This is a genomic window from Caldalkalibacillus salinus, assembly GCF_016745835.1.
Lineage (GTDB): Bacteria > Bacillota > Bacilli > Caldalkalibacillales > JCM-10596 > Caldalkalibacillus_A > Caldalkalibacillus_A salinus.
The window spans coordinates 18,772-44,434 of the sequence record NZ_JAERVL010000001.1; the positions used below are offsets into that span (position 1 = coordinate 18,772).

Genomic DNA, 25,663 nt, shown 5'->3' on the forward strand with positions numbered 1-25,663 from the left:
AATAAGGGGGGTGGAACTATGAATCATTCGACAAAGCTAATCACAAACAACCTTATTGAAGAGATAAAAGAAAATATCGAACAATCTACCTCGGTTTATGTGCTCGTATCTTTCGTCATGAAATCAGGTGTTGAGTTATTGAGCCCTCATTTAATACGAGCTATGCAAAAAGGGACTGAGATTAAAATACTTTGTGGAGACTACCTATATGTCACACAACCGGAAGCATTACAAGTATTAACAAATTTAAACCATCATAATTTAGAAGTGAGAATGTGGCAGAGTAGAGGGGTTTCCTTCCATCCTAAATCGTATATCTTTCAAAGAGATGCCAATAACGGTCTATTAGTTGTGGGTTCCTCTAACTTATCTCACTCTGCACTTAAAGACGGACATGAATGGAATCTTTCAGTTGAAGCAAGCACACAACAACAAACTTATGAAGAAGCGATCGATCAATTTATGAAGTTGTTTTACCATGAGCAGACACTCCCTTTAAATAAGGAGACATTAAAGCAATATAAACAAGAGCATGCGTTATTTCATCAAACATATAGAGATTTAGCACAGAAATGGACAGAACAGGAAGAATTAAGCTTAATGTTGTCTCATAATCAAGAGACCGAACAAACGATAAAGGTAAGGGAAAAGAAGGTTGCTTATGGTGAAGAGACACAAGAGATTAAGCCAAGACCCGCCCAAAAAGAAGCATTAGAAGAATTAAAAAATACCTTGGAAGAAGGATATGACAAAGCACTTGTCGTAATGGCGACTGGGTTAGGCAAAACATACTTAGTAGGTTTCTTTGCTTTAAATTATGAAAGAATTCTATTTATTGCTCATCGTGAGGAGATACTGTATCAAGCGCAGTCCTCATTTGAGCGTATTATGCCTCGTCATAATTTTGGAATCTATAACGCCAAAGAAAAGAATACAGAGGCTAATTGTATATTTGCTTCCATATTCACTTTGGCAAATAAAGCTCACTTAGAGAAATTTGACCCAACTGATTTTGATCTGATTATCATTGATGAGTTTCACCATGCTGCCGCTCATACATATCAAAAGGTCATAGATTATTTCGATCCTCGTTTCTTACTGGGGATCACAGCAACGCCAGACAGAATGGATAACAAGGACGTTTACGCCATTTGTGATGGCAATGTGGCATATAGGTTACATTTTTTAGATGCTATACAAAATGGGTGGCTTTGCCCTTTCGAATATCATGGTGTTTATGATGAGATAGATTACTCTCAGATTAGCTGGTTAGGTAAAAAATATGATGAAAAAGAATTACTGGAAGCACAGGTACAAAATCACGTTGCCGATAATATTTATAATGCTTGGAAGAAACATAAACAATCAAGAACGATCGCTTTTTGTTCATCCGTCAAACAAGCGGACTATTTAGCAAGATATTTTCAGGATCAAGGTGTTCATAGTTTAGCCCTCCATTCAAAAGAGATTAATATAAGTAGAAATAAAGCCATTCAATGGCTTGAAACAGGAGAAATTGAAGCAATTTTTACCGTCGATTTATTTAATGAAGGCGTTGATATTCCATCGGTAGATACGCTTTTATTCGTTAGACCAACAGAGTCTCTCACCGTTTTCACTCAACAAATCGGGCGTGGTTTAAGATTGGCAGAGGATAAGGAATATTGCACCGTTATAGATCTTATTGGTAACTACAAAAATGCGGACATTAAACTGTCAGTACTGAGCACTGAGGGGATGGAGGGAACATTACAACGGGGGAAAGCCAACATAGTGCCAGTCATACCAGACAACTGCAAACTCAACCTTGATACGAAGGTGATCAACCTTCTAGAAGAGTTAAAGAAAAAGAGACAACCTAGAAAAGAAAGTTTAAGAGAAGCTTACTTTGACTTAAAGCAGGAACTTGGTCAAAGACCGTCTTATCTTGAATTTCATTTGCAAGCGAGTGCCGAAAGTCACATGATTAGACAAGAGTTTAAAAGTTACATTGGTTTTTTGTCATGGTTAAAAGATCTCACCGTGGAAGAGGAAGAAATATATCATCAACACCAAAATTGGTTCAGGGAAGTAGAAAGAACATCAATGGCCAAAAGCTACAAAATGATTGTATTACAATATATGCTCAACAAAGGTGTAAAGGATTGGTTACAACCTGTGACACCTGATGAAGTCTCTTCATTTTTTCATCAATACCTTACAGAAAAGGAATATAGAAAAAGAATAGATTTCTCTGACAAAGCCTCCAGAAAACTATGGGAGTACAACAAAGAGAAAATAAGTAAATTAATCACAGACATGCCCATGACCAAATGGAGTGGGAGCTCAAAAGGTTTAGTGACCTTTGAAGATGGATTATTTAAAATTAACATAGACGTAAAATACGAAGATTTAGAAGTGGTACATAACTGGACTCAGCAGATATGTGAATATCGTTTACATGCCCATTTTGAGAGGAAAGGTAATAGGAGCTGATATTATGCTCAAAAAAGGACTTTATGAAGAAATTATTAACAAGCAGCTCAGAGAAGAACTCAAGCACCTAGATGATACCTACGATATTGAAAAAGAATCGATAGATGTAGAAGACGCTAGAAAGGTGCTTTCTGCCTATATATCACATGTGACCAGAAGAGCGTTGCATTATGTCAGAGATCAAGAAAAAGACCCTTCAGATGCCTTACTGGCTCAAATCAAGACATGCAATGATATCATTCAGACACTAAGTGAAAAGCTCGATGAAGATGAGTTTAATTCATTACATATAGAGGAAAAAGGCGAAGTGCTACACTCCGTTTATAGTAAATTAAATACAATAGACAAGATGAAGAACAGTAAACCGATAAGACCAGTGACGCCACTTTCTCAAAGCTCATTGTTCACAGGATCTAACTTTGAACCTAACATGCTGAGTGAATTAAAAAAAGAAATTCTATCGTCAGATCGCATTGACTTTCTTGTTTCCTTTATTAAATGGAGTGGTTTAAGGGTGATTATGGAGGAGCTTGAGAAGTTTACGCAAAGCGGTGGGCAGTTAAGGGTCATTACCACCTCGTACATGGAAGCAACCGATTATAAAGCGATTATGGAATTGAGCCAGCTTAAAAACACAGACATTAAGATATCATATGATGTTGAAAGGACACGCTTACATGCTAAAGCGTATTTATTTAAGCGTGACACAGGGTTTAGCACTGCCTATATCGGTTCCTCTAATCTATCGAACCCTGCTCTTACATCGGGACTGGAATGGAATATGAAGGTCACAGAAAAAGATTCCTTTGACATTATCAAAAAGTTTGAAGCCACCTTTGAAAGTTATTGGAACGATAGTGAATTTAAAACCTTTCAAGCAGATCAGGAACAGGATCATGAAAGGTTGAAACGCGCCTTAAAGAAAAAGGGGGTGCACGAAGCAGATTTCTCTTTCTCTTTTCATATCGAGCCCTATCATTATCAGCAAGAGATGCTTGAGAAACTGCAGGTTGAAAGGGAAGTGTTTGGTAGAAATAAAAATTTACTAGTGGCAGCTACAGGGGTGGGGAAAACGGTCGTTTCCGCCTTTGATTACCGCCGCTTCAGAAAGAAGAACGGACAACAGGCACGCCTGTTATTTGTAGCGCATAGAGAAGAGATCTTAAAACAAAGCCGAGATACCTTTCGAGCAATATTAAATGATTACAACTTTGGTGATTTATTAGTAGGGGGACATGTTCCAGAACGTTTAGACCATCTTTTTGTCAGTGTACAAAGTCTGAATAGTACCAACCTTTATGAAAATACAGAAACGACCTACTATGACTACATTATTGTTGACGAATTCCATCATGCCGCTGCTAAGTCCTACCAAAAACTACTAGAATATTATAATCCAAAGGTATTACTAGGGTTAACGGCCACACCAGAAAGGAGAGATGGGGGGGACATCTTTTCATATTTTGATCATGTCGTAGCTTCTGAGATGAGGCTGCCAGAAGCGATTAACAAAAAGCTTTTAAGCCCTTTTCAGTATTTTTGTGTTACGGATACCGAAGATTTATCTAAACTTAAATGGCGTCATAAAGGCTACGACATAAATGAACTAGAGCATGTTTATACAGATAATAAAGTCAGAAGTAACCAAATCGTTAAAAGTTTGTATAAGTACGTTACAGACGTTGATGAAGTTAAAGGACTTGGTTTCTGTGTGAGTATTAAACATGCTGAATATATGGCCCATTTCTTTAATCAAAAAGGGATTCGTGCAGTTTACTTACATGGCGGCTCAGATAAAGAGACGAGGCTTAGTGCCAAGCAAAGACTGATTAATGGTGATATTAAGTTGATATTTGTCGTCGACCTCTACAACGAGGGGGTTGATATACCTGAGGTTAATACAGTTCTTTTCCTGCGTCCAACAGAAAGCTTAACGGTGTTTTTACAACAGCTCGGACGAGGGCTAAGGCTTGCTGAAGGGAAGGAGTGCCTCACGGTTTTAGACTTTGTGGGACGAGCTCACCAAAACTATAACTTCGAAGAGAAATTTAGAGCCTTAATAGGGAAAACAAAGCATTCAGTACGCCACTATGTAGAGCAGGGCTTTTTTAACGTACCTAAAGGTAGTTTTATTCAGTTAGAGAAACAAGCAAAGGAAAACATCTTAAGTAACATCAAAACTAGTATGAATACTCGCTCAGGTCTAGTAAAGAAACTAAAATACTTCAAAGAAGATACAGGGTTAGACGTGACTTTAGAAAACGTCCTGGAACACTATCGTATGTCTTTGTATGACTTTTATGGCAAAAATGGAGACCGATCTTTTGTGAGACTTGGAGTTGAAGCGGGTATCTTTGAGGAATTTATACACCCGGATGAGAAGAAAATAACGAAAAGGCTACCACATTTGCTTCATCTTAACTCAAGAAAACTATTATCGTTTCTTTTGAACTACATACAGCACGGGGCTATGCATACGAAAGAAGAAACACAAATGCTAGCGATGTTTTACTATTCGTTCTATAAAGACGTGCCATATAAAGAAGGGTTTACTTCAATAGAAGAAGGTGTTAAACATGTGCTGCGTTCACAACAAATGACGTATGAAATAAAAAGCATACTAAGCTATAACTATCAGACATTAGACCAAATGGAGATACAGCATGACCTTAATTTTACCTGTCCACTCGGTGTACACTCTTCTTATTCAAAAGCACAGATTATGGCAGCGTTAGGTTATTTTAATGACGAAAGGGCCCCATCTTTTCGTGAAGGTGTTAAATACTTTGCAGATAAAAAACTGGATGTTTTTTTCGTTACTTTAAATAAGTCAGAAAAAGACTTCTCACCGTCGACACTTTACGAGGACTACGCTATTAACGAACGTTTATTTCATTGGCAAACCCAGAGTGGTGTGTCAGAGAAGACACCCACAGCTCAAAGGTATATTAACCATCGGGAACTAAACCATCAAGTTGCTCTTTTTGTTAGAGAATATAGAAAAGAAAACGGGTACACTGCACCGTTCATTTTTTTAGGAACCGTTGAATATGTCAATCATTCAGGAAATAAGCCGATGAGCTTTAAATGGAAACTAAAACATCCAATGCCACCATCGCTTGTTCCTAAAGCAAATAAGAATATATTATAGATCTAGTCTAGATAGATGCATGACCCAAACTAAGAGTGTAGCTTGTGACATGTCATTTATTTAGGTTGATCGTTAGGTTAAGAACGCCTTATAGAATTTCTATAGGGCGTTTAAGTTTATTTAGTATATAGATTCGTCTTCATGTTTAAATTCACTGTCAATTTCATCTGGATGTGTATTATTATCAACTGTAGCTACATCAATCTGGAATACTAGCTCAGACCCCACTTTATATATGTAAATGATCTCTGGTTCGTCTTTAAAGACGACATTAGCTGAGTAGAGTGGAAGTTTTCCTATGGTGGTTTTTGTGATTTCAAATTCTTCTTGGTTATAATCTTTATCATCCAACAAGTGAGCTGTTACTTTCTTCTCTATATTGTAATGTTGATACTCAATAAACAAAAAGGGCGCGATTATCATAATAGTGACAAAAGTGACAATAACAATTAATATAATCCTCTTTTTATTCCTCATCTAATACCCCCTTGTTCAAATGTCTACTGCTTCTTAACTACCCGTTACTTTGTAATGCTTTGCTTTACAGAAAAAGCCTCGCTAAATCCCCCACATTACCATACCCTTTGATATGGGGATGAAAGGTTAGCAATGGCTTAGTTCATTATATCAAACACTTAGGGGAGAAAGAATCTCAATAGTTAATGAATTTCTATAAAGTTAAAAATTAACTATAGTACATTAAAAAAATGCGGACTGAGAGGATTGGAATGAAGGCCCTAAAGTAAAAATGAGAAGATTTCCAATTCTCATTCCGGTCATATGTCCGTACAAATGAAGTTGGCGTTTCCAATTCATGAGCTATAAATGCTAAATATTGCAAAAATTTTAACAAATAAAGGCAGGATTTTCAGAAAAAAGGATGAATTTGTAATGACAAGAGGGGGTGAGGGAGGTAGAAGTGGCTAAGTTATAAGTACAACTTTTGTGAAATAATGAGTGACTGATGGCTAAAATGAGATTCTATTTGTGGAGGGAGAGCTGAGATGAAGGAATCACGTAGGAGAAGCATGGCGATGATCATGATGTTATCCCTGGTTCTAGGGATGGTGCCGACGATGGGGGTAGCAGAGACGAGTTCTTCTGAGGATATAGTAGCAGCCGAAGATCTGATATTAAGATATACGTTCGATGAGTCTAATGGGGCGACGGTTGAAGATGTGTCCGGTAACGGTCACGACGCAACTTTACAAGGGAGCGCCAGCATCACAGCAGAGGGCTATGATGGTCAGGGCGCCGTAGATTTAGACGGTCAGGACGCATACGTGCAGTTGCCAGAGGATATATTACAGGACGTTAACGATTTTACAGTGTCAACCTGGGTCAATGTGCGTACCTCTTCTGTGTTTTCTAGAATATTTGATTTTGGCAAAAATGAAAGCGCTTATATGTTTTTGACACCGGATTCGGGTGAAGGGGTTCGTTTCGGGATGTCCACGGGAGGGTGGCAAGAAGAACAGAACATCCAACACCACACACCGTTAACAGAGGATGAATGGCAACAGGTGATCGTGGTCAAGCAAGGTGATGTGGGAAGATTATTGATTAACGGAGTGGAGGTTCAACGAAACGATAATCTCACCGTAACGGTGGATGATATCGGGGAGCATCCGCACACCTATCTGGGCAAGTCTCAGTTTGAAGCTGACCCTTATTTTGATGGGCAAATGGCGGACTTCCGTGTGTATGATAGAGCGTTAAGTCCAGATGAGATTTCAGCACTCACAGGCGTGGAGCCTGAAATCACGGAGATTGAGCCAATCCTATTAGCCATTCACGGTGATGAGGTGCCGACTTTACCTTCTGAAGTTGAAGCGGTCTATAACAATGGGATGAGGGTGGCTCTAGAGGTCACTTGGGAGGACATCGACCTCGACAACATTGATAGTTTCAAAGTTTACGAGGGTAACGTTGAGGGAACGGATCTCACTGCCAAGTTGCGATTCAAGTATAAACCAGTAGAGATAAGAGATGTGCCTGACGTTCAGGTGACCACTGAACAAGGGGTTCAACCTGAGTTACCTGAACAGGTGGACGTGCTACTAACGAATGGTGAGACACAACAGATTGACGTCGCCTGGGAGGACATAGATGAGCAACAATTAGCTGAATCGGGATCATTCACGGTAGAAGGCACGCTTCAACCACTGGCGTATACGAATCCTTTAATTGAGCAAAGAGCGGACCCGCTCATCTATAAGCATACGGACGGCTACTATTACTTTACCGCTTCAGTCCCTGAGTATGATCGTATCGTCCTACGTCGGGCGCAAACCATAGAAGGGCTGAAGGATGCGGAGGAAAAAGTCATTTGGACCAAGCACGACGAGGGGGAGATGGGTAATCACATATGGGCCCCAGAGCTCCACTACATCAATGATAAATGGTATATCTACTTCGCAGCGGGAACGGCAGAGGACAGATGGGCGATACGTCAGTATGCCCTGGAGAATACGGCGGAAAATCCGTTAGAAGGAGAGTGGGTTGAAAAAGGCAAGGTGGCGTACAACTTTGAAAGCTTTTCACTAGATGCGACGACATTTGAGCATCAGGGGCAGTTGTATATGGCTTGGGCGCAGAAGGACGGTGACGACTCCAACGTCTACATTGCTGAAATGGAAAATCCATGGACCATCTCAGGAGAACAAGTGCTGATCACAAGACCGGAGTATGATTGGGAGATTCAAGGGCATAGGGTGAATGAAGGGCCATACGTTATTAAACGTGACGGGAAGCTGTTCATGACCTTTTCTGCGAGTGCCACAGACGCCAATTACAGTATCGGTTTGTTAGCAGCCTCTGCAGATAGTGACCTACTCGACCCAGATTCGTGGGACAAGCTTCCCTACCCGATCTTCACTAGCGATCAAGACACGAGCGAATATGGGCCAGGACATAATAGTTTTACAATAGCGGAGGACGGTGAAACGGATCTGCTTGTCTATCATGCGCGGTCCTATGAAGAGATTGAGGGTGAACCCCTCTATGATCCGAACCGGCATACACGTGTACAGCCGATCTATTGGAATCCAGACGGCTCACCAAACCTAGGTGTGCCAGGTCATACGCTAGATACGTCGCTGAAGGTGCAAGCGGAAGTCACCGTGGCTGAAGGAGACGATTTTGCTTTTGCCGATCTTCACCATACACTCCAGCACTATACAGATGGAGGAGAGATCAGTCGGGGGGTGGCACAGTCCTTAGCAGCAAAATTAAACAATGCCGAGCGTCAAGAGAGTATGGGACATGAGTCACAAGCGTTGAAGCAGTTAGAGGATGCGAAGCGGATGCTAGAACGGGGTTATCCTAAGAACGTATCCGATGAAGCGTATGAGAGCTTACGGGACGGGATTGACGCACTGATTGAGCGCCTCTCAGCAGAGACACCGGAGGAAGGGCAAGATGTCCATTACACGATCAATATCGATGGCTCCGATCAATCGCGTCAGATCAGTCCTACCCTGTACGGTTTGTTCTATGAGGACATTAACTACGCAGCTGACGGCGGTCTTTACGCCGAGCTTGTCCAGAATCGGTCTTTTGAGTTTGACGATGCGATGTGGGCTTGGTCTACGCTCACAAGAGGTGAGGGTAGCGGGAGCACAAGGATTGAAACGGAAATGCCTCTCAATGAGCATAACCCGCATTACCTCCAACTCAGTGTGGACAATCCCGGTAAGGGGGTAGGGATTGTGAATAGCGGTTTTGACGGCATTCCCATCGAGAAAAATGAAAACTACCTTTTCTCCGTCTATGTTCGTACCCCTGATCACACGCAAGACAAGATAACTGTGAGCTTGGAAAGTACGGATGGTGAGGTCTATGGCCAAGCTGAACTAGAGGGCATCACGTCTGACTGGAAAAAGCTTGAAGCAACCATCAGAGCGCAAGTAACGGACGCCAATGCCCAGCTAACGGTGACGACGTCCGCAGCAGGTACACTCGATGTAGACATGGTCTCCCTTTTTCCTGAAGAAACGTGGCAGAATCGTCCGAACGGCATGCGCCAGGACTTGGCCCAAATGCTCGCTGACCTTCAACCTCAATTTTTCAGGTTCCCAGGGGGATGTATCGTTGAAGGGGGTGGTCTTGAACACTATTATAACTGGAAAGATACGATCGGGGATGTCGCCGAACGACCGATGAATGTGAACTTCTGGCGAAATAATCAGGTGCCCCATTATAATCAGTCGTACGGGCTGGGGTATTTTGAGTACTTTCAGTTCGCAAAGGATATTGGAGCAGAGCCCTTACCCGTTGTTTACGCTGGAATTACATCCTGTACATCAGATCCAGAGATGGTCCCAGTTGAAGACCTCGATCCGTATATCCAAGACGCGCTAGATCTCATAGAGTACGCCAATGGTCCGGCAACGAGTGAGTGGGGAGCGAAGCGTGCTGAAGCGGGTCATCCTGAGCCGTTTGACTTGAAATATCTAGCAATTGGAAATGAAGTATGTGGACCTGACTACCATGAGCGCTACGTTCGTTTTTATGACGCCATTAAGCAGGCGTACCCAGATATTGAGCTGGTGGTTTCTGCCGGATGGTCTCCCGATGATCACTGTTTCCATGACACATGGGAGTGGTTAGATGGTACGCCGGCTGAGGCGGATATGGTCGATGAGCATATGTACCAGTCGCCCGAATGGTTTTACCGTCAAGCGACGAGGTATGATGACTACGACCGCAATGGGCCCAACGTGTTTATCGGGGAGTATGCTGCCCATACCAGCAACATCGCAAACAATATGGAAAGTGCGTTGGCTGAAGCGGCCTTTATGACAGGCTTTGAGCGTAATGCTGATGTTGTGCAGATGGCCGCTTATGCCCCACTACTGGCCAAAGAGCACTATAACCAGTGGGCACCGAACATGATCTGGTTTAATAACACTGACGTGTACGGAACCCCTAACTACTATGTCCAACAGATGTTCAGTACCAACACAGGTGATATCGTACTACCCACTACATTGACAGAGAATGAAGTCGAGCCAGATCCTATCTCCGGTGCTGTTTTACTCGGGTCATGGAATACAGCCGTTGAGTATGACCATATTCAGGTGAAGAGTGATGGGGAAACACTTTTCTCTGACGATTTCACTGATTTTTCCTCCGAGTGGGAGGTCTATAACGGAAATTGGCAGGTTGAAGACGGTGTGCTACAGCAATTAGATATCACTGAGGATGCCAGAGTACAGGTAGGGGAGCAAGAGTGGCACGATTATACGATATCTGTGAGAGCGAGAAAAACGAGTGGGACTGAAGGCATGTTGATCGGCTTTGGTGTCCAAGGCACGGACGACTATTACTGGTGGAATCTAGGGGGATGGAACAATACCCAAACCGCAATTGAGAAGTCCGTAAACGGTACAAAATCGATCGTCGGACAAGCGACCACTCATCAGATTAACCCTGATCAGTGGTATGATATAGAGATTGAAGTATCGGGGCAACGGATTCGCTGCTATCTCGATGGCGAATTGATCCATGACGTCGTAGAGGAGCCGATTGCAGATATGTACACTGTGACTAGCTATGATCAAGAAACGGGGGACATCATCCTCAAGGTTGTAAACGCTTCCGAAGAGAATCAACGTACCCAAGTGAAGTTAGAACAGGTAGACGACATTCATCCTGTCGGAACGGCCACTGTGCTTCAAGCTGAATCTAAGCAGGATGAAAACAGCTTTGAACAACCTGAGCTTATCACGCCACAGACGCACCCTATCACAGGGTTAAGTAGAGCATTTGAATACGACTTTCCAGCAAATGCAGTCACGATCCTAAAGCTTAAAACGAGACAGGACTAGACTGAAGATTAAGGGAACACAAGGCTATAAGAGTGGCTATAAAGTGGCTATGAGTGTATAAATCAGATCAGTAAGTCGATCAAAAAAGGAGGTTGAGGAAAAAATGAACAGATCACTCATGCTGTGTATCGTGTTCGTCCTGACTTTAGGTCTTTGTGTCACGATTGCTGTCCCAGAAGAGGTGATGAGCATGCCAGAGGATTTAAGCTTGCTACTAGAAGCAGCTGAAGCACTAACAGTATACAACATCCATGACGTGCGCGGTCATCTGACCTTACCGACGGAGGGTAAGTATGGCGCTCATATCACCTGGAGATCCGAAGACCCCGACGTGATAACATCAACAGGTGAGGTGACGCGTCCAGCCCATGGTGAAGGGGATACACAAGTACGCTTAACGGCGACGCTCACGTTGAATGAAGAAACGATGACGAAATCTTTCCTCGCCACCGTCAGAGAAAGTCCCGAAGAAGAGGGATACGAAGGGTATGTCTTTTCCTATTTTATCGGGGAGGGTCATGCGCATGGAGAGCAGATTTATTTTGCTCTCAGTGAGGGAAACGATCCCCTACATTGGCAAACCTTAAATCAGGACGAGCCAGTGATCACATCACATCTCGGTGAGGAGGGGTTGAGAGATCCCTTTATCATTCGTTCCCCCGAAGGCGATCGGTTCTACATGATCGCGACAGATCTTAAAATATATGGCAACTGGGACTGGCATCGAGCCCAGACCGCAGGCAGTCGTGCCATCATGGTCTGGGAATCAACGGACCTTGTTCACTGGTCCGAACAAAGACGGGTTGTCGTCTCTCCTCCTGAAGCTGGGAACACCTGGGCACCTGAGATCTTCTACGATGAAGAAGGTGGACAGTATGTGATTTTCTGGGCCTCCAAGCTCTACGAAAATGAAGAGCAGCGTCAAAGTGGCCATTCATATCAGCGCATCATGCACACCACAACGAGAGATTTCCATACTTTTTCAGAGCCAGAGGTGTACATGGACTATGGTTACTCTGTAATTGACACGACAATGATCGAACATGATGGTAAGATATATCGCATAACCAAGGATGAGAGAGCGAATACGCCTACGACACCGAATGGCAAATTCGTCTTCCAAGAGGTGGGGGAGTCCATATTTGATCCACACTTTGAGATGATTAAGGAAGGTATAGGCCGTGGAACGATCAGTCAGGGAGAAGGACCAACGATGTTCAAATCCAACACAGAAGAAAAATGGTACCTTTTTATCGATGAATTTGGCGGTCGTGGTTACTTACCGTTTGAAACAACAGACTTAGATTCAGGCCAGTGGACACTTTCGGAGCATTACGACCTGCCTTCCTCCCCTCGTCATGGTACCGTGCTTCCGATTACAAAAGCTGAACACGAAGCGTTACTAAACACTGTGCCGAGAGAGGTCGCCCCAGCAGATGATGAAGACCGTGTGACAAGTATTCGGCTGAATCAGCATAACGTGCATTTGACGCAAGGGGAACAAGCCGGGCTTGAAGCGACCATCACACCAGAGGATGCTGATCAACAGCAAGTGTTATGGTCAAGCAGCGATGATTCGATTGTGAGTGTTGATGAGGCTGGGATGTTGACGGGACACCAAGAGGGGAGTGCGATTGTTTCAGCTACCACAGTCGATGGCGGCTACATGGATGTGGCTGTTGTGACCGTGACGACTGATCGTCAAGTGAGCATCGAGGAGCTTCAGGAACAGGTGCAGCAATACGTGAACAATGGCGATATACAAGGCCCACTCGCTTCACAACTGTCTAACAGCCTCAGACAAGCGGGGCATCATTGGCACAGAGAACATACAGATCAGGCGGTACATCATTTACAGAAAAGCTTAGAGCATATAGCAAGAGCCAAAGAGGCATCTATCACAGAAGCGGTCGCAGAAACACTGAGCGATCGCATAGACGCCCTAGTTCACGAGTGGTCTGATGAAGCGTAACGGTATGGTTTAGGCTCCAACGTATGTGGGCGATGCTGTAGAATTATAAGAAGGAAAGCTTGTTAGAACAAATATTTGTTCTAACATATCATTGCAAAAGCCACTTCTGAAATCCTTTAATCGAGGTTCAGAAGTGGCTTTTTAACTTATCCCTTATAACCTACTGGCCCAGCTGTTCTAGCGTTTGATCAGCGTGGTCGGGTTTCTTAGTGAATAAGCTAACCACAACCGTCACGAGTAGTGACATCAGGAACCCAGGCACAGCCTCATACGTAATGCCGAATAGAATCTGACTGAACATCTGCTGAACATCTGGTAGGAACATGTACGTCCACACTGGCTGTTCCTTCACTAATATGACTGTGATTAGCCCGATCATCATTCCACTTAACACACCGGCTTTCGTCACGCGTTTCCAGTATAGAGATAAGAGTAACGCTGGACCGAAACACGCGCCCAAGCCACCCCAAGCGAAAAGGACCATCCAGAAGACGAACTCCTGAGCGGAAAAAGCGAGTAAGATCGCTAGCCCCATGATGAGCAGGATAGAAAGCCGACTATATAAGACCAATGTCTTTTGTGGTATAACTTTGCCTTTACCAATTAATTTGTCGTAAATATCCCGTACCACAGAACTAGAGCCGACCAGAAGCTGGCTGTCTGCGGAGGACATAATCGCAGCTAGGATGGCCACCAGTAACACGCCCATAAAAATCGGTGGCATCAGTTCAGCTCCTAGGGTTGTGAATATGGCTTCTCTGTTACCATCGGGGAGCATAGAGATGTCCGGAAAGTAAGCGCGACCAGCTAAGCCGACCATAATGGCACCCCAACCGATCACCACATTCCAGATTGACCCGATTAAGGCCGCTTGGCGCATGTCTTTCAAACTTTTAAGAGACATATAACGCACAATAATATGGGGGTTCCCTGGACTACCAAAACCGACCCCCACTAGACTGAGAGCCACTCCGAAGCTGAAGGCGAACGGATCAACAAACCCTCCGCCTTGCTGGTGCATCGCCTCTAGGATCGGTCCAAAACCACCTAGCTTGATAATCGCGATAAGAGGGAGAATGACCACAGAGAGTAGCATGAAAAAGATTTGTAAAATATCTGTCTTACTGACAGCGTGAAAACCACCGAGCATCGTATAAATGAGGATGATAGCAGCAGTTAGTAACATTCCGCCCGACGTCGTTAAGCCTAAGCTAGAAGAGAAGGCTGTACCCCCAGCCACAACTTGGCTCCCGACATAAGCGATCATGAAGAATATAATAATAAGAGAGCTGACCACCCGTAGGATGTTTGTCTGATCTTGAAACCGTGCCTCAAGCATATCTGGAATCGTAATACTACCTGTTAACGCACTATATTTGCGGAACCGCCGAGCAGCGTAAAAAAACATAAATACTTCCACGGTAATAAACCCCGCCAAAGCCCAAACGGCTTGGAAACCTTCAGCATAAGCGATTCCTGTGACGCCTAAAACCAGCCAACCACTGCGTCCCGAACTAACGGCACTCAGCGCCACCGTCCATTTACCCAGCTTTCGGCCGGCAAGGAAGAAGTCAGTGAGGCCCCCAGCACTCTTTTTCCGGTTCGTATAACCAATCGCAAGAAGGATAAGTAAATAGAGACCAAGCACCATTGCTGTTAAGGGATGAGCGTCCATTACGACATACCCCCTTCTGAAATATCCTCATCATGAGTCCCTTGTTTGTCTTTGTTTTCATCTTGTCCAGCCTGCAAGACATATAGGATGAGCGCCAAGGCTATAATGGCAAGGGGTATGCCGATTAGACCTATAAAAATGCCACTAGTCATGAAAACAACAACCTCCCTTTATGATTAGGTATAATATATGACTATTAAAAAGTGGTCATAATCATACCAAACAGTAAGAGTAAGGCCATTGCAAGTTATAATGGTAAGGACAGAAGGACGGATTCAAAAAAGATATCCTATATTTGCTAGCCATGTGGTTCTTTTTGTCATCTCATCTTGTGACAAACGGGTGAAAAGTACGTATAAATTCATTTACTTGTAAAAGAATGAGGGTTCAATGGACCACGTGTTATGCTACACTATCGGTATCTGCTTCAACTGCTTCTACAAAATTGACATCAATACAGCTAGATTGGAGTGTATGACATGAGATATCCTCTACTTGTGATTTTGAGTATAACGTTACTTGCAGGATGCTCTACCACAACCACACAAGCGACTTCAGATACTGAATACTATACCATTGAGGATGGAGAAAAAACGTTTCTTGAAGATGAATCCGAACTCTTAACGGACATCCCTCATATCGATACGGTGTTACCGAGAGTGTTAGCATCCTTTAACGAGGTAACGGATGGGAAAAGAGAATTTGATTACATTTATGAAACAGCCACCGAACAGCTAAAACAAAATGAATATAAAGATTTACATGGACACGTACCGTTAGAGGAAGTGTCTTATATCGAATCTGACATTGATCACTATTACATTAACGGGCTCGTACATGACAAAGACGAAAATAACATCAAGGTATACGTAACCATTAAGAATCAAATAAGCTATGAAGATAATGCTGGTTTCATTAACCGATTAGGGGCCTCCGATCACCAAGCCTATCATTTTAAACAAGATGACGGTGGGAATCTATTATTAGACGGTTATCATTTGGCGTTACATGTGCAGTCTTAGATTAATAGTAACGAGGAACACGAGGAAAGCGATAATGGTATAACTGTAACAAACTTACCCGACTACGATGATTGTAGTCGGGTTTTCTTGACTGCTAAACAGTACGACCAGTACGCTAGGGTATAGCATGTTCAACGCATTGTTCCTCTTCTTCTAAACGCTTAATAACCTCAAAAAGCTCTTTCGTAGCTTCTTCTCGAGTATAGGCTTGATCCTCTAACAAACCATATACAACGTAAAGAAGCATCACTTTTATTTCTGCAATCTCTAACTTGTGGTGGCATTTCCTAGCAAAAAGTTGAGTCTCATTTGACATGCCTTCACCCATATCTATCAGCCTCCTTTACAATCATTGTAAAGGGAATGACTATATAGTCTACGGACTATAGTCTTCACTTCTATTTGAAGCGTTATAAACATGTTTAAAAAATTTCCATGAAAAAGATCAAGTTTATGCACACTATAAGTTTTGCAAACGCTTCAAAAGTGTCATATAATGACCATAGTACATATTTGAACTTCGGTCATTATGTGTTTGTAAGGGGGATTATAATCCAAAATGACGACAACCAAGGACAAAATCTATCACGCTTCCATGGCGTTGTTTCTCTCTCAAGGCTTTGAAGCGACCACGTTAGACCAAATTACAAAAAAAGCAGGGGTGGCCAAAGGCACCTTTTTCAATCATTTTCCGACCAAGGACTCTATCATCTCGTATTTGTGTGAACAGAAGGTGTCCAGTATGGGAGAGCGGTTGAGGGTGGAGATCAGTCAAGAGACACCTGCCGAACACGCATTAATTCTTTTATTTAAATGGCTGGCCAGGATGAATGAAAGGGAGAAGGAGACGGTACGACTCATATTCCATAAACGATTCACTCATCCTCAACCATCTTCACAGGCACATCTCTATCAGACATTTATTCAAGAATGGATTCAGAATTTGATAGAAAAGGGTGTAGAAACGGGAGCATTTATAGAGGAGACAGATGCCCATCAAGCGGCGAATGTACTGGCAAGCGTGTATTTTTATACCGTGGTACAGTGGCTTGATGATCAGCTAGATGCTCCCTTAGAACTGACACTACTCCAAAGATTGCATGTCACCTTTAATGGCTTAACAGGAGAAGGAGAGGCTTTTACAATGGAACGCTATGACATTCAGAAGGATTACGACACGATCATTGTGGGCGGGGGTCTCGCTGGTTTATCTGCGGCTGCGCTTTTAGCAAAGAAAGGGAAGAAAGTCCTCGTCTTAGAAAGAGGGAATATAGGAGGCAGGGCAATCACCTTAAACATCAAAGATTTTAACTTTAACTTTGGAGCCCATGCCATATACGGCCGTGATTCCTCTACCTTACACTTGTTTGAAGAAGAATTAGGCATCAACATAGGTTGGCGAGATTTTAATCCGAATAAAGCCAAATATGATCTTGGTTCATCGTTGACCGACGTTCCCGCTAATGTTCTTGGCTTGTTCCGCACCAAAGCGATGAAAAGTGCGAGCAAAGTTAAATTCACCTATGAAATTTTTAAGACCCTTATAGGCAGAGAAAAAGGACATCCGCATATCTCAATTAAAAAGTGGATGGATGATATGGCGCTTGATGCAGAAGTGCAAGATATGATGCTCACGCTCGCCTCTTCTAATTTCTTCACCAAAGAACCGGGTAAGATTCCTTCCGACGTCTTTTTCAACTATTATAATCGTCTTTTCTCCACTAATAAGCCCGTCGCTTATATCGAGGGTGGTTGGCAGGCACTAATCAATGAGTTTATGAGAGTGATAGAAGAGAATGGCGGCGATATCAAGACCAAGGAAAAAGTGACCAACGTCCAAACAGAGGATGACCAAGTTGTCGCCGTAGAAACACCGAAAGGCACATTTAAAGCTGAGAGCTTTATCTTTTGTATTCCACCTGCGGAGTTAAGCAAACTATTCGTCGAAACCAGAATTGAACATTTGCTTAAGCATTACGCTCACTACAAAGCCAGCTACGTTTTCGTCTATGATATTGGTCTGAGGGAAAGAATAGACACCCCTTACACTTACATTTACGATAAAAAGAATAAGATTTTCATAACGGATATCTCCTACTATGATGAAACGTGTGTGCCAGAAGGCGGGCAACTGCTGCAAGCCATCGCGTATCTTAATGAAGAAGATTTGGGTCACAAAGAGACTTTGAATGAGTATCAGGAGAAAATTGAGCAACTGTATGACAAACATTTTCCTGGTTGGCGGGACCAGCTCGTGGTGCCTCGCATATCTAAGAGAGCTTCAGCACAGGAGATCAAATGGACGATGAATCAGCAAGCCATGCCAGTGTCGTTCCCAGACTATCGTAATTTATTTTTCGCTGGGGATTGGTGCGAAGGAAAGGGGCAATTATCGGAGCTCTCTTTTTCCAGTGCGTTTGAAGCGAGTCAACTCGTATTACAGAAACCATAGAGGTGCATATACAAAACAACGAATCACCTCATTGCGAGGTGATTCGTTTGGATTTAGTGGTATATTCAATTTTTTATGACAAAAACAGTGAGTATCCATTTTGGCTAGTGTGACGCCACCCCAAGTGACTCACCGCTTCACCGCTTTAATCAATACCGACTCTCCCATGAATGAAGACACCCGACCCAACGAGTCGCTTTAAGTCTTTCCCTTTAGCGTGTATGGTGCTTATCACATAACGCTCTGCGCTTTGACCGAATTGAGACTGCACGTTGGTTTTCCTATCCTGTTTACTCATAGCTCACACCCCTTTATAAGATTAAGTATACAATAATTAATTAAAATGCTAATCTCTCCTGAACATAACCTATCAACCCAATCTGTTTAGCATATTATTAGCAGCCTTAGTAAAGAATAGGGACAAGATAAATGAATGGATGGAGGAATTAAGAGTGGAAATCCGAAAACTCACACCAGCGGAGGTGTCGAATTTATGGAACTCCTATTTGACCAATACCATGGCTGTATGGGTTACCCGCTATCTCTCTAAACGGGCACAGAATGAGAAATTACACGCCATTCTTGAATATGCAGAAGAGATTGCCTACTCTGAAGTACATAAGTCTAAGGCATTTTTAGAAGAAGTCAATCATCCTCTCCCCGAGCCGTTCGATGAAGGTGACGTACAACTTGATGCACCTGCCATATACACGGATAAATTTACATTGCTACTGAAGCATTCCTTGTCTCAGGCGGCCCAGATTGTTTACACATTGTCATTTAGTACTTCCACTCGACAAGATATCCGTCAATTTTATAAGCGATGCGTAGAGAATTCGGCCACCCTGTATGATAAATTAACCGAAGTCATGATTGAGATGGGAATCCATCATCCTGAAATGCATATTCCCATACCTACACATATAGAAAAGGTGCATCATCAAAGCTATTTAGGTACGCTGTGGCGTGATCGACGTCCTCTAAATTCACAGGAGGTGAGTCAACTCACGTACAATTTCAGAGCGACAGAAGTGCTCAAGACAACGACCATGAGCTTCGCCCAAGTCACCAAGTCTAACGAACTTAAAAAGCATTACCAACGCGGCTATGATCTATATTATAAGCATTTAGACGTATTTCAAAAATTATTAGACGAGAACGACCTACCAAAATTGCCAACATGGGAGAGTGAAGTCACAGACCTGAAGACCTCCCCGTTTTCGGAGCGCGTCATGTTGTATAAGATGTCTTTACTCGCGTCTGCCGCTTCCGGACGTTATGGCATGGCGTTATCCTTTGTCCAGAGGAAGAATTTAGGCGTACATTTTATGCGCTTAATGGGAGAATCGTTACAATATGAAGAAGATAGTTTAAACCTACTCATAAAATTCGGGTACATGGACCAACTTCCCCTAGCAAAAGGGAGGGCGACCTAGAACATTCGCCCGATTTGATGTTCCTTTGTTCCGTATAACAGTTATGAGTCATAAAGTAAATCAGGGAATGTCATTTCGTTTTGACAGGGGAGAAATATATGGTTAGAAGGCTGAGAGGAGATCTAGCAAGTAAATGGAAGAAGCATCTTATCCTCTCTACACATATGGAGACCAAATCACATTTACCTTCTACAAATCGTTTGAGTAAAGCATCGTTACAACACTATTTACGTGATTATTCTACTGTTTTTTTGAAACCCGAGAGGGGAACAGGTGGTAGAGGTATCTATAAACTGATCCATAGGGACGGTAACGTTTGTGTCTACTGTAATCGGAGTAAAAAGGTTTATAACAACAAGGAAGATGTTTTGCGGGTTGTACAAAGAGAAGCGAAAAAACGAACTTATCTTGTGCAGCAGGGGATCGGTTTGTTAAAGGTGATGAATCGACCGGTAGACTTCAGAATCATACTGGTCAGGCCAGATGAAGAATGGAAGTACATGGGTGTGATAGGTAAGGTGGCATCCAAGAACAAGTTCGTAACAAACAAGTGTCAAGGGGGCTCGCCTATCACTCTTAGTCAAGCGCTACTTAGAAATGGAAGAACGAAAGCTGAAGTGGCTGATGTGAGTGAAAGACTTGAGACACTAGGGCTGCAAGTGGCTCAAAGGTTCTCCGAAGCTTCACCAGCCTTTCGAAAGTTAGGATTAGATGTCGGCATTGACCGTCAAGGTAAGATTTGGATTTTAGAGGTCAATACGGTGCCAAGGTATAAACTTTTTAAGTATCATCCTGACCAGACACTATATGGGAAAATTCATAGATCTATGATGATCATTAGAAGTAGAAGAAGAAGGTCGAGATAAGGTCGTCTCCCCCTGCACTTGTGTTTTTGCAGGGGTTTTTTATGATAATGCCAGTTTGTCAGTGTGAATAAAAATTATGTCAATGAAAGGGTATGATATGCCCTTAAATGCCTCACATTAAATAATAATCAATGTAAAGTAACAGGTTTTTTTAAATGGAGGCGAGGCAAAATGAAACAAAAGGTTGTACTGATAGGCGGTTCTGGCACTGTGGGACAAGTTTTAAGAGAGGGATTGCAAGATCAGTTTCACATGATCACTATGGATAAAAATATCAAGGGTATTTCTGGGGATGCTGTGATGGTAGACGCAATGAATCCCTCGGACCTTATAACGAAAATACCGGACGATGCGAGTGTGTTGGTTAATTTACTAGCGATTAAGACAAGCTCAGATATACAAGATCAAGATAAGTTTCACCAGATGACAGATATCTTTTTTAAAGCTTCCTATAACATCCTGCTTGCAGCGACACAAAAACACATTCCTAAAGTGATTTTTGCTAGTAGTAATCATGTCACTGACGTTTATGAAGAAAAGGGGCATTCTCTGCTCGATAGAGAAATTACCGTGTCTGACTATCCCTACTCAAAAGGATTATATGGTGTGCTGAAATTAGCTTCAGAAAATCTTGGATACATTTTTGCTCATCAGAAGAATTTGTCTGTCATCAATATCAGAATTGGAAGCGTGCCTCCTGATGAACAGAAGGCCCTCCAACAAGATGAGAGGTTACATCGAACGCTACTGACGAGGGAAGATACGGTACAATTATTTAATCTGGCTATCAGGTCTCAGAGAACATATGGTACGTATTACGGTGTATCTGATAACGCTGGTAAACCATGGTCTATAAAGGAGACGACTGAAGCACTAGGTTATGTGTCTCAATCCAATGCACAACACAAACTCAAACATCAACCTTAAGCGTTCATATGAAACATTTAAGCTTTCAAAGCAACGTTGAAAACGTTGTTATTTTAATTATAATAATCTGAAAATAACAAATAATCATTATATTAGATTATCAGCCGATTACGTGGCTGTAGCGATCTTGTCCAATAGAGAGAAGGGGTTATTGTGAGAAACTGATTATGTACAAATAAGAGGGATGACCTTACTATTAAATATAACTTTTAATGAATAAAGGAGATGATGCAATGTTAAAGTCAAGGTTACTCCCTTTCGTTACCATAACCATGTTGTGTCTCGTTTTAATTGCGTGCACAAATGAAAGCGCTTCAAATCAAGCGGAAAATGAAGGGGATAATGAGGGTACATTTGAACTGTCTATCATGGCTAACCTGCACACACCTGAAGTGCCGACGGACAAAATCTTAAATCTATTAGAAGAAGAAACAAACACAAACCTAGACATACAGTGGGTACCTGACAGTACTTATGCTGAGAGGTTGAATTCAGCGTTTGCGACGGGAACATTCCCACAAGCCGTTTATATGAAAAATATCACTACTTTCCTACAGTTCAAAGAAGCGATCCGTGACGATCAGTTTTGGGAATTAGGTCCTTATCTCGATGATTATGACAATCTGAAAAAATTAAAACCTCAAGTATTAGAAAATACGGCTGTGGATGGTAAAATATATGCCCTTTATCAAGGAAGGCCATTATCACGGCAAGGGATCATATATCGTAAGGACTGGGCGGATAATCTTGGGCTCTCTGCACCAACGAATATAGATGAATTCTATAACATGCTCAAGGCCTTTACGGAAGATGATCCTGACGGCAATGGTCGGGACGATACAATAGGACTGACGGACCGTAGTGACTTAGTCTATGGGGCCTTTAAAACAGTCGCTTCCTGGTTTGGGACGCCCAATGAATGGGGATTCCAAGACGGAGAGTTACGCCCTGAATTTATGTTTTCAGAATACATGGATACCTTGGCATTCTTTAGAGACTTACACGAGAAGGGGTACATTAATAGTGATTTCCCTGTCACCAGTAAACCGGATCAACAAGCCATGATCAAAAATGGGACAGCAGGCGTTTACGTCGGTTCCATGGGTGATGTTGGCAGCTTGTATAACGATGCGGCCAAGCTGAATCCGGACGTTGAATATGATGTGCACAATTACGTAGAAGGCCCCCATGGTGAATATGGCATTTGGGCTATTCCGGGGTATGGAACGGTTGTCTTATTTCCTAAATCGTCTGTGCAAACAGAAGAAGAGTTGAGAAACATCCTTGCGTTCTATAATCATCTCATGGACCCGCAGGTATCTAATCTTATTTACTGGGGGATTGAAGGTGAGCATTACGAAGTACAAGAAGGTGGTGCGGTCCCAACACAAGATCAAGATAAAAATGATCGTGAGGTTAAGCCTTTCCAAGCATTAGAAATTGGGGAGCCGGAAACCAATGGGAGATACGAAGGATTACACACTTATTCAGCAAAGGCAAAGTCTGAGGAATTGGTTAAAGACAATGAAAATTATTTAATTCATAATCCAACGTTGACGTTAGACTCTCCAACATTAGTTGAACGAGGAGAAAGATTGAAGCAAATCATAAGTGATGCCACTTACAATTTTATCATCGGCCAGATTGATAAAGAAGGCTTTGAAAAAGCCGTGGAAAACTGGAGACAACAAGGTGGCGATCAGATCATCGAAGAGTTTAATGCTTCCTATAATGAGATGAATTAAGTTTGGCTCAGATCAGATCATAGTCCTGATAAAGCACTAATCAAGGCAACGAGATGAATAACAAAAATGATACAACAAACAAAAAGGACATCAATGCCAAAAGCTTCCTAAACATCTGACTTGAGCTATAACCGCCTTCACATACGAGCTAACCGGTGGTGAAAAGACAATTTATGCAGAAAAAGTCTTTTCACCCCCTATTCAACTTCGTCCCGGAAAGGAAGACGGATATGAGAAATGATGTAGTCATTGAGAAACAGACGACTTTCAAAACCCAAAGACGTCAAGAATTAATGAGACAAATTAAGAAAAATAAGTGGATTTACCTCATGATCTTACCCGGCTTACTCTACTTTTTCATTTACAAATATATACCCATGTATGGGCTGATTATCGCTTTCCAAGATTATAAACCATATGCAGGGATTATGGGGAGTGAATGGGTCGGTCTCGAACATTTTCGGCGCTTGTTTACTGAGCATGATTTTTGGCTCATTTTTAAAAATACGCTTATGTTATTCGCTTTAAATCTGATTTTTTTCTTTCCTGTCCCGATCATAATCGCCCTCATGCTTAATGAGGTTAGACACCAATTGTATAAACGAACGATACAAACTTTTATTTACATTCCGCATTTTATGTCTTGGGTTATCATCGTGTCGATCAGTTATGTGATACTCACACTAGACGGGGGGATTATCAACGAGATACTGGTGAGTCTGGGCTTTGAAAAGATTAATTTTTTACTCAATCCTGACTGGTTCCGTCCAATGTACATTGCTCAAGTGATATGGCGTGAGGCAGGCTGGGGAACAATTATTTATCTCGCTGCCATAGCTGCCATCAATCCACAGTTATATGAAGCGGCGAGAATTGATGGGGCTAACCGTCTTCAACAGATATGGCATATCACATTACCGGCCATTAAGTCCGTTATTATTATTCTATTAATTTTGAAAATTGGGGATGTTTTAGAACTCGGTTTTGAGCATGTTTTCCTTCTCTTAAACTCTGCTAACCGTGAAGTAGCAGAAATATTTGACACCTATGTGTATACAGCCGGCTTAAAACAGGGACAGTTCAGCTATAGTACAGCAGTGGGCTTCTTTAAAGGCATCGTCGGATTAATCCTCATCATGTTTGCCAATTGGCTGGCCAAAAAGAACGGAGAAGAAGGCATCTATTAAGCTACACCTTGAGGAGGGATCACATGGTAGAAGATAAATCTATAGGCAGTAAGATCTTTAACTTCACGAACCTGTTTTTGCTTACGCTCATTGCGCTGGTGACGATCATTCCGTTTATTCACGTGATTGCCAGTTCATTTACAACAAGTGCGGAACTGGCTGATAAAAAGTTCGTTCTCATTCCTACTGAATGGAGTCTAGACGCTTATCGCTATATTTTTTCTACGGATACCATTTTTCGGGCATTGATGGTGTCGGTGGTCGTGACCCTAGGGGGCACCTTGTGGAGTATGTTTTTATCAACGTTAACCGCTTATGGTTTGTCTCGTAAAGATTTAGTCGGTCGAAGATTTTTCATGTTCTTCGTGGTGTTTACGCTGTTATTTAATGGTGGGATGATACCGACCTTCTTGGTCGTGAAGTATACGGGGCTCCTTGACTCGCTACTATCCTTGATTATTCCAGTCTCAATTAATGCTTTTAACATGATCATCTTAAAAAGCTTCTTCCAGAACCTCCCCGATAGTCTAGAAGATGCGGCTAAGATTGATGGGTGTAATGACTTTGGTATTTTATTTCGAGTGGTCATCCCCTGTTCCTTACCGGCTATAGCGACCATATCCTTGTTTTATGCTGTGACCTATTGGAACACGTACATGCACGCCATACTCTATATTAATGATCCTGCAAAGTGGCCAGTACAGGTACTGCTGCGGCAGATCGTCGTCTTAGCGAGTGGCTTGAATTATGACGGAAATGAGTTCACAGATGTGCCTCCTCCAGAGATTACGGTCAAAATGGCCGTTATCGTCGTCGCCACTTTACCAGTACTACTCGTCTATCCATTCTTACAAAAATATTTTGCCAAGGGTGCTTTATTAGGATCTGTGAAAGAGTAATAGATTGATAGAGTAGATCAGTGAC

Annotated in this window: 17 protein-coding genes and 1 pseudogene; 13 read left to right on the forward strand and 5 right to left on the reverse strand. The window is 42.4% G+C overall.

Going from position 1 to position 25,663, the window contains the following annotated elements; translation table 11 throughout:
* Positions 1-18: 18 nt before the first annotated feature.
* Both JKM87_RS00085 and JKM87_RS00090 read left to right on the forward strand, forming a co-directional pair.
* Entirely contained in the window at positions 19-2,475 is a 2,457-nt protein-coding gene (locus JKM87_RS00085; RefSeq protein WP_202076530.1) for a DEAD/DEAH box helicase family protein, read from the forward strand.
* 4 nt (positions 2,476-2,479) lie between these two features.
* Positions 2,480-5,626, forward strand: coding sequence for a DEAD/DEAH box helicase (locus JKM87_RS00090; protein ID WP_202076532.1), 3,147 nt, complete (start codon positions 2,480-2,482; stop codon positions 5,624-5,626).
* 120 nt (positions 5,627-5,746) lie between these two features.
* On the opposite strand, the gene JKM87_RS00095 is transcribed toward JKM87_RS00090, so the two are convergent.
* Entirely contained in the window at positions 5,747-6,103 is a 357-nt protein-coding gene (locus JKM87_RS00095; RefSeq protein WP_202076533.1) for a DUF3139 domain-containing protein, read from the reverse strand.
* Positions 6,104-6,630: 527 nt separating this feature from the next.
* On the opposite strand from JKM87_RS00095, the gene JKM87_RS18140 reads away from it, so the two are divergent.
* Both JKM87_RS18140 and JKM87_RS00105 read left to right on the forward strand, forming a co-directional pair.
* Positions 6,631-11,457, forward strand: a complete 4,827-nt coding sequence (locus JKM87_RS18140; protein ID WP_202076537.1) for a family 43 glycosylhydrolase — start codon at positions 6,631-6,633, stop codon at positions 11,455-11,457.
* A 103-nt stretch (positions 11,458-11,560) separates the two neighbouring features.
* Positions 11,561-13,429 (forward strand): immunoglobulin-like domain-containing protein, encoded by a 1,869-nt coding sequence (locus JKM87_RS00105; protein WP_202076541.1) that lies wholly within the window; start codon positions 11,561-11,563, stop codon positions 13,427-13,429.
* Positions 13,430-13,589: 160 nt separating this feature from the next.
* Here JKM87_RS00105 and JKM87_RS00110 read toward each other — a convergent pair whose 3' ends face one another.
* Positions 13,590-15,104, reverse strand: coding sequence for a sodium/proline symporter (locus JKM87_RS00110; RefSeq protein WP_202076543.1), 1,515 nt, complete (start codon positions 15,102-15,104; stop codon positions 13,590-13,592).
* Positions 15,104-15,256, reverse strand: coding sequence for a hypothetical protein (locus tag JKM87_RS00115; RefSeq protein WP_202076545.1), 153 nt, complete (start codon positions 15,254-15,256; stop codon positions 15,104-15,106). The genes JKM87_RS00110 and JKM87_RS00115 overlap by 1 nt, the downstream gene beginning before the upstream one ends.
* A gap of 327 nt (positions 15,257-15,583) precedes the next feature.
* Between JKM87_RS00115 and JKM87_RS00120 the strand changes: the two genes are divergently transcribed.
* Positions 15,584-16,126: a hypothetical protein gene (locus tag JKM87_RS00120; RefSeq protein ID WP_202076547.1), complete on the forward strand. Its 543-nt coding sequence runs from the start codon at positions 15,584-15,586 to the stop codon at positions 16,124-16,126.
* 115 nt (positions 16,127-16,241) lie between these two features.
* Here JKM87_RS00120 and JKM87_RS00125 read toward each other — a convergent pair whose 3' ends face one another.
* Positions 16,242-16,454 (reverse strand): hypothetical protein, encoded by a 213-nt coding sequence (locus JKM87_RS00125; RefSeq protein ID WP_202076549.1) that lies wholly within the window; start codon positions 16,452-16,454, stop codon positions 16,242-16,244.
* A gap of 231 nt (positions 16,455-16,685) precedes the next feature.
* On the opposite strand from JKM87_RS00125, the pseudogene JKM87_RS17990 reads away from it, so the two are divergent.
* Positions 16,686-16,826: pseudogene (locus JKM87_RS17990) on the forward strand (TetR/AcrR family transcriptional regulator); the annotation flags it as partial.
* Positions 16,827-17,270: 444 nt separating this feature from the next.
* Entirely contained in the window at positions 17,271-18,578 is a 1,308-nt protein-coding gene (locus tag JKM87_RS00130) for a phytoene desaturase family protein (protein ID WP_236838530.1), read from the forward strand.
* 145 nt (positions 18,579-18,723) lie between these two features.
* On the opposite strand, the gene JKM87_RS00135 is transcribed toward JKM87_RS00130, so the two are convergent.
* Positions 18,724-18,876 carry a hypothetical protein gene (locus JKM87_RS00135; protein WP_202076554.1) on the reverse strand — a complete coding sequence of 51 codons (153 nt, stop codon included), beginning with the start codon at positions 18,874-18,876 and terminating at the stop codon, positions 18,724-18,726.
* Positions 18,877-19,030: 154 nt separating this feature from the next.
* Here JKM87_RS00135 and JKM87_RS00140 point away from each other — a divergent pair, with 154 nt between their 5' ends.
* The 6 genes from JKM87_RS00140 (at position 19,031) to JKM87_RS00165 (ending at position 25,638) form a co-directional block, all read left to right on the forward strand.
* The gene (locus tag JKM87_RS00140) at positions 19,031-20,014 is read left to right on the forward strand and encodes a DUF3231 family protein (RefSeq protein WP_202076555.1); all 984 of its coding nucleotides are present in this window, start codon (positions 19,031-19,033) and stop codon (positions 20,012-20,014) included.
* 98 nt (positions 20,015-20,112) lie between these two features.
* Positions 20,113-20,880, forward strand: a complete 768-nt coding sequence (locus JKM87_RS00145) for a YheC/YheD family protein (protein ID WP_202076556.1) — start codon at positions 20,113-20,115, stop codon at positions 20,878-20,880.
* A gap of 171 nt (positions 20,881-21,051) precedes the next feature.
* Positions 21,052-21,807 carry an NAD-dependent epimerase/dehydratase family protein gene (locus JKM87_RS00150; RefSeq protein ID WP_202076557.1) on the forward strand — a complete coding sequence of 252 codons (756 nt, stop codon included), beginning with the start codon at positions 21,052-21,054 and terminating at the stop codon, positions 21,805-21,807.
* 233 nt (positions 21,808-22,040) lie between these two features.
* The gene (locus tag JKM87_RS00155) at positions 22,041-23,552 is read left to right on the forward strand and encodes an extracellular solute-binding protein (protein WP_202076558.1); all 1,512 of its coding nucleotides are present in this window, start codon (positions 22,041-22,043) and stop codon (positions 23,550-23,552) included.
* A gap of 230 nt (positions 23,553-23,782) precedes the next feature.
* A complete protein-coding gene (locus JKM87_RS00160) occupies positions 23,783-24,739 on the forward strand; it encodes an ABC transporter permease (RefSeq protein ID WP_202076559.1) in 957 nt (318 codons plus the stop codon).
* A gap of 23 nt (positions 24,740-24,762) precedes the next feature.
* Positions 24,763-25,638, forward strand: coding sequence for a carbohydrate ABC transporter permease (locus tag JKM87_RS00165; protein ID WP_202076560.1), 876 nt, complete (start codon positions 24,763-24,765; stop codon positions 25,636-25,638).
* The last annotated feature ends 25 nt before the right edge of the window (positions 25,639-25,663 follow it).

Coding starts and splice junctions, on each gene's coding strand:
- JKM87_RS00085 (WP_202076530.1), top strand. CDS start 19: ATGAATCATTCGACAAAGCTAATCACAAACAACCTTATTGAAGAGATA.
- JKM87_RS00090 (WP_202076532.1), top strand. CDS start 2,480: ATGCTCAAAAAAGGACTTTATGAAGAAATTATTAACAAGCAGCTCAGA.
- JKM87_RS00095 (WP_202076533.1), bottom strand. CDS start 6,103: ATGAGGAATAAAAAGAGGATTATATTAATTGTTATTGTCACTTTTGTC.
- JKM87_RS18140 (WP_202076537.1), top strand. CDS start 6,631: ATGAAGGAATCACGTAGGAGAAGCATGGCGATGATCATGATGTTATCC.
- JKM87_RS00105 (WP_202076541.1), top strand. CDS start 11,561: ATGAACAGATCACTCATGCTGTGTATCGTGTTCGTCCTGACTTTAGGT.
- JKM87_RS00110 (WP_202076543.1), bottom strand. CDS start 15,104: ATGGACGCTCATCCCTTAACAGCAATGGTGCTTGGTCTCTATTTACTT.
- JKM87_RS00115 (WP_202076545.1), bottom strand. CDS start 15,256: ATGACTAGTGGCATTTTTATAGGTCTAATCGGCATACCCCTTGCCATT.
- JKM87_RS00120 (WP_202076547.1), top strand. CDS start 15,584: ATGAGATATCCTCTACTTGTGATTTTGAGTATAACGTTACTTGCAGGA.
- JKM87_RS00125 (WP_202076549.1), bottom strand. CDS start 16,454: ATGGGTGAAGGCATGTCAAATGAGACTCAACTTTTTGCTAGGAAATGC.
- JKM87_RS00130 (WP_236838530.1), top strand. CDS start 17,271: ATGGAACGCTATGACATTCAGAAGGATTACGACACGATCATTGTGGGC.
- JKM87_RS00135 (WP_202076554.1), bottom strand. CDS start 18,876: ATGAGTAAACAGGATAGGAAAACCAACGTGCAGTCTCAATTCGGTCAA.
- JKM87_RS00145 (WP_202076556.1), top strand. CDS start 20,113: ATGGTTAGAAGGCTGAGAGGAGATCTAGCAAGTAAATGGAAGAAGCAT.
- JKM87_RS00150 (WP_202076557.1), top strand. CDS start 21,052: ATGAAACAAAAGGTTGTACTGATAGGCGGTTCTGGCACTGTGGGACAA.
- JKM87_RS00155 (WP_202076558.1), top strand. CDS start 22,041: ATGTTAAAGTCAAGGTTACTCCCTTTCGTTACCATAACCATGTTGTGT.
- JKM87_RS00160 (WP_202076559.1), top strand. CDS start 23,783: ATGAGAAATGATGTAGTCATTGAGAAACAGACGACTTTCAAAACCCAA.
- JKM87_RS00165 (WP_202076560.1), top strand. CDS start 24,763: ATGGTAGAAGATAAATCTATAGGCAGTAAGATCTTTAACTTCACGAAC.